General features: G+C 43.7%; 13 protein-coding genes. 7 read left to right on the top strand and 6 right to left on the bottom strand.

What is annotated here, in order from left to right:
• Positions 1-228: 228 nt before the first annotated feature.
• Positions 229-603 (top strand): hypothetical protein, encoded by a 375-nt coding sequence (locus ACI955_RS09925; RefSeq protein WP_415243591.1) that lies wholly within the window; start codon positions 229-231, stop codon positions 601-603.
• Positions 604-874: 271 nt separating this feature from the next.
• On the top strand, positions 875-1,522 hold the full coding sequence (locus tag ACI955_RS09920; protein ID WP_415243590.1) for a hypothetical protein: 648 nt from the start codon (positions 875-877) through the stop codon (positions 1,520-1,522).
• 788 nt (positions 1,523-2,310) lie between these two features.
• On the opposite strand, the gene ACI955_RS09915 is transcribed toward ACI955_RS09920, so the two are convergent.
• From ACI955_RS09915 to ACI955_RS09890, 6 genes are all read right to left on the bottom strand, one after another.
• Positions 2,311-3,450: a UvrD-helicase domain-containing protein gene (locus ACI955_RS09915; RefSeq protein WP_415243589.1), complete on the bottom strand. Its 1,140-nt coding sequence runs from the start codon at positions 3,448-3,450 to the stop codon at positions 2,311-2,313.
• The gene (locus tag ACI955_RS09910; protein WP_415243588.1) at positions 3,437-5,083 is read right to left on the bottom strand and encodes an ATP-dependent nuclease; all 1,647 of its coding nucleotides are present in this window, start codon (positions 5,081-5,083) and stop codon (positions 3,437-3,439) included. Before ACI955_RS09910 ends, ACI955_RS09915 begins: the two co-directional genes overlap by 14 nt.
• Positions 5,084-5,267: 184 nt before the next feature.
• Positions 5,268-6,002, bottom strand: a complete 735-nt coding sequence (locus tag ACI955_RS09905) for a hypothetical protein (protein ID WP_415243587.1) — start codon at positions 6,000-6,002, stop codon at positions 5,268-5,270.
• Between the two features lie 166 nt (positions 6,003-6,168).
• Positions 6,169-6,549 carry a hypothetical protein gene (locus tag ACI955_RS09900; RefSeq protein WP_415243586.1) on the bottom strand — a complete coding sequence of 127 codons (381 nt, stop codon included), beginning with the start codon at positions 6,547-6,549 and terminating at the stop codon, positions 6,169-6,171.
• Between the two features lie 685 nt (positions 6,550-7,234).
• Positions 7,235-8,389, bottom strand: a complete 1,155-nt coding sequence (locus ACI955_RS09895) for a hypothetical protein (protein ID WP_415243585.1) — start codon at positions 8,387-8,389, stop codon at positions 7,235-7,237.
• 634 nt (positions 8,390-9,023) lie between these two features.
• A complete protein-coding gene (locus tag ACI955_RS09890) occupies positions 9,024-9,662 on the bottom strand; it encodes a hypothetical protein (protein WP_415243584.1) in 639 nt (212 codons plus the stop codon).
• A gap of 595 nt (positions 9,663-10,257) precedes the next feature.
• Here ACI955_RS09890 and ACI955_RS09885 point away from each other — a divergent pair.
• The 5 genes from ACI955_RS09885 to ACI955_RS09865 all read left to right on the top strand — a co-directional run bounded on the left by ACI955_RS09885 (position 10,258) and on the right by ACI955_RS09865 (position 17,185).
• Positions 10,258-10,887, top strand: coding sequence for a hypothetical protein (locus ACI955_RS09885; RefSeq protein ID WP_415243583.1), 630 nt, complete (start codon positions 10,258-10,260; stop codon positions 10,885-10,887).
• Between the two features lie 396 nt (positions 10,888-11,283).
• A complete protein-coding gene (locus ACI955_RS09880; RefSeq protein WP_415243582.1) occupies positions 11,284-12,120 on the top strand; it encodes a hypothetical protein in 837 nt (278 codons plus the stop codon).
• On the top strand, positions 12,113-14,059 hold the full coding sequence (locus ACI955_RS09875; RefSeq protein WP_415243581.1) for a hypothetical protein: 1,947 nt from the start codon (positions 12,113-12,115) through the stop codon (positions 14,057-14,059). Before ACI955_RS09880 ends, ACI955_RS09875 begins: the two co-directional genes overlap by 8 nt.
• A 10-nt stretch (positions 14,060-14,069) precedes the next feature.
• Positions 14,070-15,044, top strand: a complete 975-nt coding sequence (locus ACI955_RS09870) for a TniB family NTP-binding protein (RefSeq protein WP_415243580.1) — start codon at positions 14,070-14,072, stop codon at positions 15,042-15,044.
• A gap of 2 nt (positions 15,045-15,046) precedes the next feature.
• Complete coding sequence (locus ACI955_RS09865; RefSeq protein WP_415243579.1) at positions 15,047-17,185, top strand: TniQ family protein; 2,139 nt, start codon at positions 15,047-15,049, stop codon at positions 17,183-17,185.
• Position 17,186 lies beyond the last annotated feature (1 nt).

Here is a 17,186-nt window from a genome sequence, read left to right as displayed (position 1 = left end):
AACTATACGCCCACCTGGAATCCGAAACAAAAGTTCTCAAAAAAACGGCATCAATCGTTGAAGACGCATTGATCGCCTTTGGAGGGGAAGCACCGCTTCGTGCTTTCACTCTCATTCCCCCGCAGACCGTTCAACGAGGTACAGCCTACGGCTTATATACCGGACGTTTTTTTGCGGATCACTCGACTCCCTTCGGGAGTAATTTCGTCATCTCAATGGAGAATTACAATGACTAATACAAACTTCCCATCACCAGTAGACATGCTTAGCGTTCGCGACCGAATTCGTTGGCGTAATGGCCGAATGTACGCCATCGACCGCATTCCAACAGGTCAGCAAACAATGATCCGACTGATGCAAATTGACGGCAACGAAGTCACTCATTGCAGCCCAGATCAGCTTGCGAGGATGCTCACATGCAGTGAAGCGTCTCTACTCGACCCTCCGCTAACTGAGCAAAATATCGAACTGCGCCTCGGCGATGCATCTGAAGACACTCGCTTTGACTACCGGTACCGTAAAACCGTCGGCCGCGAAATTGACCCTTTTGTGAGAGGCGCTCCAAAGGCACTGCAAATGAGCGTCGTCAGAGATATTACGTAGGAGTTCGCCCGCAAGGCGGCCAAGCGTAATCTAACACCGCCAAACATGCACCTACGAAACTGCGAAAGCATGGCAAAGGAAGACCAAAGAGAAGGGAACACACAGCTCAAAACTGCTCATTATCGACGACCGCGGCAATCCGCGTAAAAAACGAATCAATGAGCAGTATGAAGTCTTAATGGAATCAACAATCAGGGAGCTTCACAACTCCAAGGCTAACCCGACGGCTACATCAGAATACGGGGAATTTCGCCTTCGATGCCAGGAGCTATTGCACCCCGAACTTACCACAACACAAGCTGATCGCATTATTCCGCACTTCACCACCTACGTAAGCAGGGTGAAGGAATATGATACCTACCAGAGATCCAAAGCTCGATCCAGCACCACCCAGCACCGCAAGTCCTCCACCCACGGAGGCAAACTGAAACATCCCGAGATCATCGGCGGAGCAATGCAAATTGACGCCACCAACCTGAACGTTTTCGTCAAGGTGGATGGCGTTAATACGAGTATCCGTCCATGGCTAACCATTCTCATTGATGTGTGCACAAGGGTTATGACTGGTTGGCGCTTATCTTTAAATCTGCCAATTTCGTCATCGACGATTAGTGCGATTCTCATGTCGTGCGCTGACGATCCCCAAGCAACGCGGGTTATCCCTATCGTTCTGCAGCATGACAATGGCTCTGAAAACAGCAACAGCGCTGTTCGTCATATCGCTTCGGAATTATGCTTTGACTTGCAACCCGGCGCGCCCTATTACCCCAATCACTATGCCGTCGTAGAGTCTAATTTCGACTCGATGGAAAAACGGTGCTTCCACCTAATGGGTGGCACCACTTTTGGCAAACTAGGCCAAAACCGACCCTATCAAGCGGAGAAGTATCCGGTTTATTCCCTAAATGAGCTTCACTAGCTTATCGAGGAATATATCGACGTTTATCATCACCAGCCCCACACGGGTCTGAATGGCATGAGCCCGTACTTGAAATGGGAAGTCGCGACGCAAACCCAAGTTTGCGCTAGAGAGAATATTTTAGCAGTAAAGAAAATGTTCTAAACAACAAAAAAAGACAGCTAATTACCAAGGGGTTAAGCAAAAGTGGGGAATCTGATTTAGAACCTTGAGAATCGCCCTGCAAAGAGAGCATGAAAACATTACTGGCCTTACCCTTAGCTCCACCAAAATCCAGAGATCACATACAAGCAGTGATGGCCGTTGTTCTGATCCGTATTAAGCCTAAATTAACACCGCACACTCCGGCGACTATCGCGAAAAATATGAAGGGTACTTTTCTAATCAAACGCTCTGGCTATAGCGTGCATAGAATCACCCCTTTGCCAGCGATCCCACATTTCGGCTTTCTGCACTTCTGAGTAGTAGATTCGTTTTCTTTGTTTCATGGACGACACTCCTGTTCTGCTTCTACAGATTAGAGTGTTGCGTTGACCATTTGAATCCACATGACGCAACAGCCTTTCATACCGCATGTCCAAGTCTGGTTGTGGGTTCAAATGGTCAGGATCAATACGATTATGCTTTTCGGGGCTAGCTACTAAAATAGCGAAAATCAAAGCTGACCTTCTTCTAAAACATAAAGCCTCAATCACTGGACTGGTGGAGTTGGCGTATTTTTTGGGACAACAAATGTGACAGCCATACCAAGCCCGAGTGCATTGATTTTTTATGTGGTTGCTCCCTTACTATTTCTGATAATACCTGTTTCGATACACGGAAATACCTTTGATCTCATTGTATTGCTTTGACTCGAGAACAACACCTACACTAAACCTTGCTCTCGTAAGCGCCACATAGAACCCAGCTCTTGATATTCCTTTAAGTCCATTTTCTGAGCTTACCAGCCAATTAAATATAGGCCCAGTAGGATAGATTAAGACTCTATCAAAAGTTAACCCTTTTGATTTACCAAAGGTGTATACAGGGTAGTCTGTATTTACCGGCGTCTTAATAGAGTACCTAAGCTGTACCGGTTGGTATTCTTCCAGATATGAGTCGACATTGAGTTTATCAATGATAATGATTCCATCGTGACCTGTCACAGTGTCGTTTCCTGATGTAGATTTTGGCAATTCAGGATAAAGTGTATTTGAATATTCACATATCTGTGGTGAGCAACGATGATTAACCGTCAATAGTTTATCGTCCGTGTCTATATTGATAGTGTCGTCGGAAAAGAAATTAACTATCTCGGACTTTCTGAATTTTGAGTGTTTTTGCGCATTATTGGTAGAGTAAGTTGCTTGTCGAGGGTCGCCAACTAGCAATATATTTGACTGACAAGTGAATAGATATTTCAGTATTTCTAAGTCGAACCCAGCCAAGTCTTGGACTTCGTCAATAAAGATATTGTCAAAACATTGTGACAATCTCTCAATAACTTTCCCACCTGAATCTTTGTTACACCGAATTACAAACTTAGCTAACTTGTCGGAGTATATTTTTCCGCTTTTCGAAAAATAGAACTCATAGAGGTTTTTAGCTTCACCCCAATAAAACTTTTTTCCGCCTTCTGTTTCATGTCGTAAACCTGATTTACCGCTTACTAGAATTAAACCTGTAATCTCATTATCAATGACATAATCTTGATAAGGCTTAGCTCCGTGTTTGATTAGAAAAGAAAACCAAGTCTGAATTGTAATATTGTCAGAAATATAGCCATTACTATTTTCAACCAGTTTATTTTTTATTTCCGCTTCACAAGCTTCTGTGAAAGTGGTGATAAGCACTGTCTCACCAGCATTGGCTTTTCCGATTGCTTTTTTAACAAGAGCGGTCGTCTTGCCCGATCCAGCAGAGGCTATGATTAAATCATTCGCCATCATAAATAGCCTCAATAATGTAGCCGGGGTAAGTTATTTCTTTAGCGCTGTCATAAATCTTTAATGCACAATCTGTTTTGTTTGACTTCATGTACCTGTGAAGGTCATCAATACAAGCATATTCAACACCTAGTATTTCTTTCGTCAGGTCAAGCCCATTTGCTTTTAGAAATTTTGGCTCAAGGGTGTTGTAGTTGAATTTGCTATCTCCAATCATCAACTCCCCAGCATCAACCACGTCATCATAATGTATTGTTATTTCAGGCTTCGCATTGTCGCCTAAATAGGCTTTATATTTTTTCAAGAGAGCGCCGATATCTCCGTCATTGTCTGTGACAACACAAACCCTTTGAGATATCTTCTCAGCTATCTCAAGGAACCGTAAAAATGACACTCCAACAGAAATCACATCAACGCGGTCTTCAATGGGCAATCTCCCGCCATTAGCAGCCATATAAGCTTTTTGAACAACAAGCTCGTCAGAGTCGCCTTCAACCAAAATTGCTTTATCACATAAAATTAGCCTGAGAGTGTCATACCCCTGTATTTTTTCAAAGAATGCTTTTGTTGCCAGGGACAAACCATTCATTTGCACAGCTTTTCTATCATTTAGCAAAGTAAGACAGTTCAGTCCTAGTTTATTTGCTACAAAACTACTATGAGTTGTCACGATAATTTGCTTTTCAGTACAACTATCTTTAACCAACATAATTAATTGATTTAACTTACTGTGAGACAGATGATTCTCAGGTTCCTCTAACAGGATCACATTGGCTTCTTTGGATTTATTGTGCGCTAGAGCTAGATTTGTTTTTATAATGCTTTGCTCACCTTTACCTACATAATGAAATGGTATGTCTTCGATGTAGGTAGTTAAACTACTCTCCCAAGCATTTCTGGATGACAGGTCGACTGATATAGTGACTTTTTTGTCTGTCACCTTTGAGGCGGTGGTTAGCTTATTATTTATTGCTTGAATGGACTGATTGTCCATAAAGCTTTCTTTCATCTCTCTGTGTGACTGAGATATATTGACTATTTCTTCTAAAGTTAAAAGCTCTTTTACAATTCTGTTGATATAGGCATCGGAGCCATTAGAAAACTTGGTGCTTGATGAGTCGATGAAAGCAGATTTTAGAGGGATATTCCTTGCAGTAATTGGATCTCTTGAAAATCCTTTCCAAACAATATGGTAATACTCAATCGGAAGAGTTTTTAGATCACCAGATTTAATAAGTTCTTCATAAACAGGCTTGTATGAATCATCAAACTCAACTTTTAAAAATACACCGCTACAATCAAGACCACTTGTATTTTTAGTTCCTTTTAAAAACGGTCTTTCCTCTCCCTTGAGATATAGCTCTATTAGTATACTTGGCGGAAGTAAGGGTTTATTCGTTGCAAGGCTAGCTAAATATTCTTCGACTGCAATATTGTTAAACAAATACTGGCTTAATTCATTTCGTAAATAACGTCCATTATACAGACCTGTGAGGGCTAGATTGATAGCTTCAAGGATGGTGGATTTCCCAGCCTCATTGTCACCAACTATAATATTTAGACCACTATTTAATGGCAGTGTAAAGCATCCATTAAACCCTTTAAAATTATCTATAACTATCTTATCAATAACCACATCACTTCCTTTTCCGTTGGCACTTTATCTAATCGCGTGTTCCACAAACTCTCAACTCAATTAAAAACAGGCACTACGGCGATAAGAAAAGCAGTATTTGACAAGACTCTGAACTTAAAAATCTCTCCTTCGGACAAACGCCGCTCTCTAGAAAGACATCACGCTCCCGTAATTGACGGGCTTGTTATAACCATTTTGGATTTCTTTTTTGAGATAGAGTCAAGAAACGTGACTCCAAGGCTGACTTCAAAACTCCTACACCCTCTGTATTATTTAGGTATTTTATGTATCTATGATGCTGTAAATCAAAAGGCACATCTTGCTCGACTTGAGTAATCGGGATTACGTGTTTACCAAGAGTATGAGCTATACCTGCCTCATAGAAAACATTGGGGTTCTTTCCAGTAAAGTCACAAACCACAATAAAAGAACGAAATATTAAAGAAAATATATCCTGAATAACCGTCGAGTGATCCCATATGTCGTCAGCTCTAGTGCAGGTCAATCCCGCGTTAGTTGCAGCTAACTGAATAGAGCTATACACAGGTGATAAATTTGTAGAAAAAGGCATCATTACTGAAACCAAGTTTGAATCCACCGGATCTGATGGGACATTAAAAATACTAGGACTAAATATTACCTTCTTGCTATCAGATTGTTCACTAGAGATATCTTCGCCTGAAATCTTACATTTCTTTGAAATATAGTCTTGAACTAAAGAAAGATTTTCGTCGTTAGAGCCAATCATTTTTCGAATAAAAGTTAGCGCTAATCCTTCATAATCTGGATCCTTCCAACTTAAGCTCCTTAGCAACCGGTCATGCCCCTCAACTTCATCAAGTTTATTTGTTAGCGCACCTAGTTCTCTCCAATTAGAAGCATCAAAATCGGCAACAACTGAATTTTTTAACTGGAGCAATTGATACCCTGACAATCTCGAATTCATATATTTCTTCTACGATAGTATTAAGTTATAACTCCGCCAGGATGCGCGGCTACGAAATGTATGTGTATCTAAAATGTAGTAGACGTCGCCGTGCCTGGCTTATTAGGAAACAACTCGAAACTGGTCTGGTCTGGTCTGGTCAAAACGGTACGTCGTAATTATCGCAAGGCTTCAATTGCTGCTCCCAAGAATAGACGGCCGCTTTATGCATTTCCTCAATTGTCGGCGCGATTGAGTAATAGGAAACACCAATTTCTTCATTTGAGAGCTTCCGTACAACATCCCATGACCCTTTAACAATATCCTCTTGTCGGGTTGAGATAGCGAGACACATACAAGCCATTGCTAGCTCATTACGAGGTGGAAGCTCAGTACTAGTCCGACGTATCGAATCCAAAAAAGCCTCGATCACAGTCTCAGCGTCTATTACCTCTCCAGCAAAGCCTTCATAATCAAGAGCATTAATACGATCGGCGTAATCAAAAAATTCTTGGGGTATGGATTTCCGAGTTTTCGGCATAATCACCTCTCATGCCTAACAGTTTATTCAGAAGACTTGCGCCTTATATCTCTTTGGCACCCTTAACAAAGAAAAGTCTTCAGCATTGATTGAAGCAAATATAGGTAAATTCAATGAAGTGGGAGCTCCACTATTAGCGATCACCGGTCGAACGAATACAAATTTACTTTATTTTTTCAAATATCCTTTTTCTGATCATATCGCATTTTTTATGAATTTCAATGCATTAAGTATCGGGCCAGAGACGAGAGTGGTAATGACTCTATTGTTCACACGCCTTGACGGCGCTGAATTAGCAGATATACCGGATGTTTAACCAGCGAAACTGGAGGCGAGAAAGGCGCTTTAAGCATGGCTGACCGCCTCTTTTCTTGATTCCTTAAGCAAAGCGACTGACCGCAATTGTGACGCAGGAGTCAAATACTACAACCTGAATCAACTGCATTCATCGAACAATGATCTATCGCTGGTTCAGTATGAGAAATCAGAAAAATAATGTGTCCGGTTTTGTTGACCAGAACACCATGCGTCGCTCCTCCTTGACTAATAACGCCAAGTTAAGCAGCAGACAAAGTGGCAGAGGTTTTTGGGCGATAATTTTCGTAGCGAATTCACAAAAATCTGACACTTTGGCTGCCCAGTGGCGCCGCGTCTTTTTGCGTTGGAACGACGCTTTAACGCCTTATTAGCCATTTTTACTGGCACCAGATTCTGGCTTACTATTGGATTTGAAGTCTACTTTATCTAGTAATTTCATTAGTATTTCTTGAATATTTATTGGGTATGCATCGTTAGTGCCTGATGAGTAACTTTTTGGAGCAAACAGTCTATTAGCAATTTCTGATTTAAGTCTATGCTGCTCCTCAATAGGTAGTGAGGCCAAATAAGGAGTAATAGCCTTTAAGTCTAGTGACGTTTGCAGGTGGGTATACTGCTGTTGACGATGCTTTGCGGATTCGCGCGCTAAATATGCAGCAGGAACAGACAAAAGAACCGTAAAAACTAAGCGGAAAAGTGAATTTTCCCATTTAAAAGCATCAGTTGTTGTTTCATATAAAGAAAAACCAACAGCTACTGCAATAACAACCATGCACCCTAAAGACCCCCACCGCAGCCAGTCCGCTATGTTCTTCTCTGAGGTTGCACTCATGTCGTAGTCACCAGCAATAACACTCGCTGAAATAGTTCCCAGTAGGCCGTCTACACCTTTTTGTTTCTTATCGAGCTCTTCTATAGCACTAGAATACAGTGAATCTACTGTCTCTAGTCGCGACTTAATATCTCCTTCCATCGTGTCTAGTGAAGATTCAATGCTCTCTAACCTTTTGGATAGAGCCGATTGTCTTTTTTCATGCCGATCTTCAGAGTCTTTGAGTTGGTTCAGTAGCATCTTGACATTGTTAAATTGATCGCGGGCGTTTGAAGATTTCAGATTTGAGGGATTTTTAGGGTTATCACCTCCATTGCTATCAGACTGTGTAAATATTACTTCAAGGCCCTCAATACACATCTTTAGTGATTTAGACAATGCAGATAGCCTATCAATATTCTTTTTGACATTGTTATCTATAGATGAACTATTTTTTAAGCCAAGCCATATTGCATTCAAATATGTAGCTAAATGGGAGGCTGACGTTATAAGTCGATCATAATCAGCTCCAGACTCCAATGCTTTTATATAATCGTTATATCGAGCATCAAATTTTTGTATGTGTTCTTGAATTTTAGCAGTGACCTTTGTTCCTTGTAGAGTTTCTTTGAGTTCGCTTACGTATTTATCTGCTTGCGTTACTATTCGGTCAATTTCTTTAAGTGAGTCATTTAGAGATTCGCTTTCCATTCTCATTCTCTCAGTATTTCAAATTATTTGATGACTAACAATTCATTATAACGACTGGCGCGCTCTATCACTTTGGCCCCTTGATCATATCGAGTTTTTTATAAATTTCAATGAGTTAAAAAACTCGCCAATGTGTTAATTGAGATGACTCTACTATTCACATCGCTTAAAGGTACAGATACAGTATGCATTTGGGGTTCTTAACCACTGGCGCTCAAGGCGGGAAATGCGTTTTTAGCCCGGCAGATAGCCTATTTTCTTGAGTGTTTAAGTTGATGATTAGAAATTCGGCGACTGACCGCTATTGTGCACGAGCTCAACCAGCCGCTGCGCTTCTTGAAAAGGGACGTCCTCCCGCGTGTCGAAAACGGGAGCCTGCCGACCTGAGTATCGGTTGATTCCTGCGCCCGATGCATGATCGGTGGGCGTGTCGTCTGTGTCGTGGAAGCCGATCTCGAAGACATTCCAGCAGCAGCGAAGACAAGGTCTGTCCATCTCGGTCAAACATTTCTCAAGTTTACATTTTTGGCACACAAGGGGCGACTCGTTCATTTCATTCCTTTGACGACTAATAATTTATTTAATACATTCCATTGCGTCGCGCAATCATCAAATCGAAGATAATATTTACACCCTAGAAACCCGCTGCCAACTTGTCAAAGATTCGTCGCACCCGCTTTCTATATTTATCAGGTTTTTCGCCAGGCTTCGCAGCAAGTTCCTCCCACGTAACACCCCGATACCGGGCCTCGACATACCCCATATCCTCTTCACTTATGCCAGAATTAAGCATCCGCTGAATAATTGCATCAAGCTCGATCTTATCACTGCTAAATTTCGTGGAGCTAAATTCATCCCATATATCTTCGCCAGTTAGGCTCTCAGCCTGATTTGAGTCCACAGATGGGACGGTGAATCGGGCGGCGTAGCCATATTTTCCTTCCTCAGTTTCCAACGACCACCTGCGCAACCGAGAATTACAATAATTAGTCACGCTCCTGTTAATGTATTGCCGCATTTCCTTATCTGGATCATCCGTAGAAAAAAGCTGACTTAGACGCTCCATCGAACTACGTTGAATACTTCCGAGCAAAAGCGCAATACACCTACCGAACGCATCTTCTTCAATCTCAACGAGCTCATTTCCTTTGAAAAATCCACCCAGTTTGTAGCTTACCGTGCTTGTGCTTTTTTCTTTCATCTTGTCCGAAATGGCTACTTTTGTAACAAGAGCCGTTAACTCTTTAACCCGCGCCTGCCTTTCCTTATCCAATTCCTGACTCCTGTTCTCACGCGTTATCAAATAGTGACTTGGCGACATACTACCCCACTCAAGCAATAACACTAATTTTTTACAACAAGTTTGTCCGGTTTTTAACTCTGGATGGTTAGAGAACAAAGGCAAGGTCAATACGCACCCTCTTAGAGCGGGCGTTGATGCAGGTAACGGGACAAAAATTTGATCACAAATGTTGTCCGGTTTTTGGTCTTTGCTGGTTATACGTCTGTACGTACCGGGCACAGGCACGAACAGTGATCAAAGAACGGAACTGATGATTCAAATATAAAACGAAAAATTTTGTCCGGTTTTGCCTTATGGATAGTTAAAGGTAGTAGGAAAAGCATAGGGAATATTATGACAACAACTAAATATTATTTTAAATCAGGTAGTTAAGTTTTTTAAACAGCTCCACACACCCTTAGTAGTCACCCACTAAGGAAATGATATCGATCAATAAGTGAACAAAATATGAGCAGATTACGAATTCGGGAGACCACCATGCGAATACGCCATTGAACACAGATGAAGAGTAACTAGGCGCCTAGACACCCTCGGCGCCCAACCTACAACCATAAGGACGCCGACGATGCTTAAAAAGCCATCATCAAGACCAGCTCGTGCCCAAGAAATCTATCGCCCAAGTGAAAAGCTGCGCCGGGCCATTGCCGAATCGGCAAGGCCCACAAAATCTGTGTGTGGCAGAAAGCTTGCGATTTACTCATTCACCGAACTTAAGAAAGCGTTCAAAGACGCCAGTTTGACACCCCAAGCAAGAACCAAATCGCCGATTACACCGAGTCATCGCGTTCGTGATTTAACTGAATTTGCCTCTAATCACCCAAGGATTATTGAGAACAATCTGAAACCACTTTTTCTCAAGCAGTGCGAGCAGGACATCTTAATTCTTAAGGTCTTGGCTCAGCCGTTTATTGTGGATTTCGAGGGGTATCTAGGACTTGGGAGTTACATCCCCAGTTTCGTCTGCTACCCATATCGCAGCAAACCTTGGGTAGTTGACGTCAGTGAAAAAACCGCCTTAACAACCCGGACATGCGCGCCATTCTTTGAGGCTCGCAAGCAGGCGTTTAAAGACGTTGGCTATGAGCTCAAAGCGTTCACTGAAGACAACTTTTCAGCGCAGACCTCACGCTGCAAAGTCATTCAGATTTACACCCACTTTAAATCCCCACCTAAAGTGCTGAGGAAAACGGCATGAAATACGCCATGCGTCTCAGCAAAATTTTCTCAAGAAACGTCAGACGTGAAGTAATCAATATTTCTGAAAAACATTTGTCCGGTTTCCCGCTAAGGATGGTTAAAGGATGTATAGGGGAGGTGTTGAATTATTATACCGTTAATTAACTCCTTTAATATCAATGACTTAACCTTGATTCTGTTGAATTATCGTCTATCTTAATCAGTAGCCCACGATTTCAACTGAATGAGGAAATATGACCCTGTCGCAAAGAACTGCTGTTCCGATCAGGAAATAACAACTGTTTTAAAACTTAGAGAGGAAGCCGATGCGAATACGAAGATGAATCGAAAAATAGCTCAAATGAACTAAAACGGCGCCTAGACACCTCGGCGCCCAACCTAAAGGACGTCGATGATGACTAAAATTACATCTAATGGGCCCGCTCGGCCTAAAGAAAGTACAAAGACCTCAATCTGGGATCTAAAACCACAACGGCGCTTAGACGAGGCGTTGCGCTTAATTGCTGACGCCAACGAGCGTGTTTTCAGTATTAGGGACTTAGCAAAGGGATTCCGGATCGCCGCACGAACGCCGCAAGTACGTGTTCCGAAGACTTGCTGGAGTCGCTCCAAGTCTACGACGATTCCAACCCAGCGAATTAGAGACCTTTGTGACGATAGCTTCAGCCATGTGGTTACGGTAGAGGGCTCACTCGAACCCATTTTCCTAAAGCAGTGCGAGCTCGACGCCAAAATCGAAAAGACACTCGCGCAACCCTTTATCGTCGACTTCGAGGGATACCTCGGACTTGGTCAATTCACAATGGACTTTGCTTGCTACCCCCATTTCGGGAAGCCGTACGCCGTCGATGTAAAGAATGAAGCCGCGCTAAATAGCGCTAAGTACAAGCTACTTGTCGAGACGCGAAAGCGGGCTTTTCTCGATCACGGGTTTGTACTCAAAACATACACGGAAGTCGATCTGAAAGTAGAGCCGAAAAGCTCAAATATTATTCGACTTTACAGCTGTTTAAATCGCGACCCCAAAGTATTAAAGCGTGCAACCAAATCGCTAAAAGAAGCGCTGCTTTCGGTGGGCGGCGAAGCGTATCTAGACGCTTTTACACATTTACCAGCAAAAACAGTTAAGTGGGGCACTGCTTATGGGCTCTATACCGGACAAATTTCTGTCGACCACAAAACCGCATACGGTAGCGACTTTCGCATCAAACTGGAGAACACTCATGATTAATCCTACGGTAAATAACTTGCGCGTCGGAGATCGTATCCGGTGGGAAACAGGCACCATTTTCGCAATCGATCGCATGCCGACGGGCAAGCAAACTCAAATTCGCCTCATTCAAATTGACGGAAGTCAGGTCGTGACTCGCAGTCCAGCTCTGCTAGAACGTATGTTCGAAATCGGACAAGTAGCGCTGATGAACAAACCCTTAAATGAGCAAACGATCGAACTTCGTATCGCTGATTCATCAGCGCAAGAACGCTTCTACTACCAATACCGCAAAGCAATCGCCCGCGATTTAAAGACGTTTATCTACGGCACTGCGAAATTAATCCAGATGGAAGCTATCCACGAAATCACAAAGCAGTATTGTGCAAAAGCACATAAACGCGGATTCACACCGCCAGAAGCACCGCAATACGAAGCAGCTAAAACCTGGCAACGGGAACACGTTGAGCGCTCCAACAATACGAAACTACTCGTAATCGATCACAGGCAAAACTCGCGAAAACCACGGCTAGATGAACGTAAACGCGAGATCATGGAAGAGACCATTCGAGATATCCACAACTCTCGAGCCTGTTCCTCTGTCGCATCTGAGTATGTAGAGCTGACTTTACGATTTCAAGAAGAATGGCCTAATTTAACCCCCCGCCAAGTTGAAAGGAAGATGCCTTCCCGAATGACGTACTACCGGGCAGTAAAAGCCTACGACGGGTACCAAGAATCAAAGTCTCGCTGCAATTCAGAGCAGCACAGAAAAAGTATTTCGAACGGTGGCGCTACCGAGTTTCCGGAAATCATCGGCGGAGTGATGCAAGTCGACTCTACTCGTATCAACGTCCACATTAAGGTAGATGGCGTTAAAATGGGCTATCGACCATGGCTAACCGTTCTTATTGATGTATACACACGAGTAATTACGGGTTGGTATATTTCCTTATCGCCACCTTCATCTCTAGCGGTATCTAAAGTCATTTTGATGTCCGCTACTGAGCATGTCAGCGCGCGCCGCACCATTGCCATTACCATCTATCATGACAACGGGTCAGAACACTGCAACAGTGTTATTTCGCAACTTTCGTCTGATATCGGCTTCGATCTACAACCTGGAGCACCGCACTACCCAAACCACCAAGCATTCATTGAATCGAATTTCAGTTCAATGGAATCGCGCTTATTCCACCTGATGGGTGGAACAACTTTTGGGAAACTAGGCCAAGACAGGCCGTACGCATCCGAAAAACACCCCGTATACGATTTGGCCACACTCCGAAGTCGTGTTGAGGAATACATCGAAATCTACCATAACCTACCCCACTCAGGAATTCATAATATGACGCCATACCAACGCTGGGATTTAGCATTAGAAGATCGACTTCACCTCCCCGAAACGATCACACCAGAATTTGCGACTTCATTGGGATTAATTTCGCTTGATCGTTGTATTAATGACGGAAAAGTGACGGCATTTGGTATTCAGTGGAAGTCACCCAATTCGAGCACTCTCGACAAAACACTAAGAGGACAGAAGCGCCAAGCCAAAATTTTTATCGACCCTACAAATCTAGGCATGATCTACCTTGCCCACCCACTTGATCCGCACAATAAAATTCCAGGGTATGCAGTCAACCCTGCTTACCAAGATGATCTCTGTCTCGACGACCACCAGCGGATTTGTGAAATGTTTGAGGACTTTAACGAATCTTATCAAGACAAAGCCAAATCACGAATGATGCTAGGTATTTTTTACCGAAAACTCCGCGAGGACGCCGCGAAAATCATGGAAAAAATTGACGGAAAAACAGCTAAGCGTCGCCGAGATTTCACCGAGAGTGATCTCTATCGCATGAATATGCTAGCCGAAGCCATCCCGGAGGAATCCGCGCCGCAGGAAGATTCAAGTTCGCAAAGCGAGCCTATTTCGCACCCATTCAAAACTCGATAAGGAAGTTATCATGACCTCATCTAAAATTTTAAATTTAGACATGCTCGTTGAGTTTGAAAATCGACGAGTACTGCACCCTGACTTCTCAGAGGGGGAAGAACTGCTTGATGATCTGCTCAAGCTATCCCCGAAATTACAGAATGCATATATCGTGACGTTTTTTGCTCACCCAGGGCTTGGTAAGTCGACTCTTCTCCTTGACCTACAAGCACGAAACCCTTCGTACATTAAAAAAGATAATGACGCGAATAGACTTATCATCCCCGTACCCACTATCTCCGCGGAAGAAAATTGTTCGGTTAGGAAGGTGGTCGATAGCTTGTGTCACGCTGCAGGCAAGTCGACTACTACCTCTGCTAATGCAGCTTATCTCAAAAGAAAAGCCATCGAAGCGCTAAAGGATGTTGGGGCGGTAGCACTTGCTATCGACGAAGCTCAAGAATTTCTAAACAATTCGAACCGAAGCGGCGTTAAATCAGTCGTGTCATTTATCAGAAGCCTAGCTGACGCAATTAAGATCCCCCTAATTCTAATGGGAACCCCTTGCTACGAGGATTTTGTGTACGCGGCGGATGACATGAGTCGACGGGTGAAAACCAGTCATCACCTCAAAATTATGGACTCACCTATCCACGATCAAACGCTGTTCTATCGGACAAGCGAAGGAATGCTAGAGAATTTACAAGTAGTGACCGGTCGCACGCTTTGCAAAAGCATCGATAGACTGGAATTTACTCAGCGCTTGTTTATCGTTTCGGGTGGCCGTATTGGGTGTATTTATGATTTCTTAGCACAATATATCAAAGATCAGGAGAAATCAGGCTCCACGAAAACCACCTTCGATATAGACGATTGCTTAAAAGTCCTCAAGCGCTACCGAGCGCCATTCCCATTAATTAAACCTTCAACCGAGGCATTCAAGGTATTACCGGAGGATTTATCCGGGCTCATGATCAAATACGAATCTATGGAGGATCACGTATGATTATGGATATTAATCATACAACGTCTATCCCGCGGGCTAGACCAGGAGAAAGCCCCGGCAGTATCCTTCTTCGGTTTTCCGGAGCTCATTTCGAGCAACCGATCCATATCCTAAAGCTTTATGGCTTTCCTGCGCGGGACTTAGCGTCCCTGCTTAGCAAATGCTATCGCGGCGATACTGAGATTCTTGATAATGTTGCTGACCTATCAAACTGGCATCAAAGCGCATTTCTGGTATCCCTCGCAGTTTGTCGAAATAACCGTAATTGGTTCAACTCGAGATCGGCTAAAGTCTGCCCGATCTGCGCAGAAGAGGGCTATCTCCCTGCTATCCATGATTTGCTTTGCGTTAATACCTGCACGCGACACAAACTGCAGCTCTTAACGCGCTGCCAAACGTGCTCTCAGCGGATTACTTGGTCACGCCCCAACCTGAACCACTGTAAATGCTTTGAAGCGCTGACAGAGCAAAAGTCGGCATCTACAGAAGACATTGAATATTGCGAAGCCATTGAAGAGCTTGTAAGCAAGCAAGACTCCAAGGGGCTGTCGCGACTAACGCGCCTCACCACATTGCTGGAAGATCGTTACGGACTCAATCACGCAAAAACCGTCGCATTAGCGCTGATCAGAAAGGAAAGCAAACCATTATCCCTCGCATTGGCTGGCTTTCAGCGCTATCACTCGGCTTTACCGCACGCGGTCATTCTTGCTCCAATCGTTAAGACGCTTGGAAATATGGCTTATGTTCCGGCGGATATCATGCGCGAGATCGTTCACAGCCACAAAAGCGTCACGCCACGGCCGCTACCAGAAGGATTTGCACTCACAAATTACGAGATGCGATTTGCATTGGGCTGCACGCCCAAAAGCATGGAAGCACTACGCGAGCAATATTTCTCAAGCAAAGCGATCGATCGCGGTAAATTTCAGTTTGCGCTATCTGAGATTGAAGCGGTATTCGGAGTACTAACTCAGAGCTCTGCGGTATCAACTGATGAACCTAGCACTAGTTTGCGTGAACTCCATGCTAGAACCGGGCGATCTATTGCAGACTGGGTAGACGATATCCTAATCGGCAAATACAACGTCACCCGGGGTCTTGAAGACCTAAACGGGCTTTCTGATATTTGCATCAATCATTGCCCAGCTAGGGATGAAAGCATGCCGTCATCAACAATGACGCACAAGCAAGCCACAGGCTATTGCGGCTTATACGGCGCAGCATTAACCTCAGCTCGAGAAGCAAAGCTTATCAGCGCTCTTCCACAGCGCCAACAATTCAACAGATACCTATACAGATGCGCCGACCTAGACGTATTTCGAAAGAAATACGTCACAGCTGGCATGCTCTCCAAAGGTCTCAAGACTTCAGAGAAAGTACTGAAAGCAAAACTAAAGTATATGGGTATTCATCCTATCTCTGGCCCGCAGATCGACGGCACAACGATTTACTTCTTTGCAACTGAGGACGTAAAAGACGTTTCTATCTTTCAATTACAGGCGATTACACAAAACTATTCCGATACAGGACGAAAGTCGGGGCCCAAAAGTGACGCCAGTGCGACTACGGTAATTGCCAGCTATGTCGAGAAAGCGCTAGGTTTTCCGCAACAGCAACTAAAGTACCTAACGCGGATTACACCGCTCGTCGAAGTCGAGCTTGACGACAATGGCGTAGCCACGCAACGACATTTTGATAAGTCATCAGTACTCAAAGCCAAACTATACATTGATAGGCTGATTCCAATTTCAACACTTTCAGAGAAATCAGGTCTGAGTCGTCTAAAGCTGATCAGGCGCGTCAACTTACTACTTAAAGATGCGATTATTACGCTACATGACCATCAATTACTCGAACCCGAAAATGCTGACTATGTATTGCGACATTGCGCGACATACTGGTGTGCGGAGGTTGCGGCGTCTTACTTACAATGCAACCGTCACAATATTCACAACTGGCGCAAACTTGGACATTTAAATGCGCTGCCGGCCTCCGATACAGATGCCCTACAGAACCTGCACCTTTTTCATCGTTCTGACGTCGAAATGTTTACCCCACCAATCCAATCAACTCAGACCTTAGCAACCAATAAGCCGGCCCGTGGCTTACCTAACAATGACTTGGTAGAAGCCAAATAGG

The organism is Zhongshania sp. (genome assembly GCF_047636175.1).
Classification (GTDB): domain Bacteria; phylum Pseudomonadota; class Gammaproteobacteria; order Pseudomonadales; family Spongiibacteraceae; genus Spongiibacter.
This window is presented reverse-complemented; position numbering and strand designations above follow the sequence as displayed.

Bases quoted from the DNA above. Each gene is read 5' to 3' on its own strand.
- ACI955_RS09865 (WP_415243579.1), top strand. From the start codon at position 15,047: ATGGATATTAATCATACAACGTCTATCCCGCGGGCTAGACCAGGAGAA.
- ACI955_RS09875 (WP_415243581.1), top strand. From the start codon at position 12,113: ATGATTAATCCTACGGTAAATAACTTGCGCGTCGGAGATCGTATCCGG.
- ACI955_RS09925 (WP_415243591.1), top strand. From the start codon at position 229: ATGACTAATACAAACTTCCCATCACCAGTAGACATGCTTAGCGTTCGC.
- ACI955_RS09900 (WP_415243586.1), bottom strand. From the start codon at position 6,549: ATGCCGAAAACTCGGAAATCCATACCCCAAGAATTTTTTGATTACGCC.
- ACI955_RS09880 (WP_415243582.1), top strand. From the start codon at position 11,284: ATGACTAAAATTACATCTAATGGGCCCGCTCGGCCTAAAGAAAGTACA.
- ACI955_RS09895 (WP_415243585.1), bottom strand. From the start codon at position 8,389: ATGGAAAGCGAATCTCTAAATGACTCACTTAAAGAAATTGACCGAATA.
- ACI955_RS09870 (WP_415243580.1), top strand. From the start codon at position 14,070: ATGACCTCATCTAAAATTTTAAATTTAGACATGCTCGTTGAGTTTGAA.
- ACI955_RS09885 (WP_415243583.1), top strand. From the start codon at position 10,258: ATGCTTAAAAAGCCATCATCAAGACCAGCTCGTGCCCAAGAAATCTAT.
- ACI955_RS09915 (WP_415243589.1), bottom strand. From the start codon at position 3,450: ATGATGGCGAATGATTTAATCATAGCCTCTGCTGGATCGGGCAAGACG.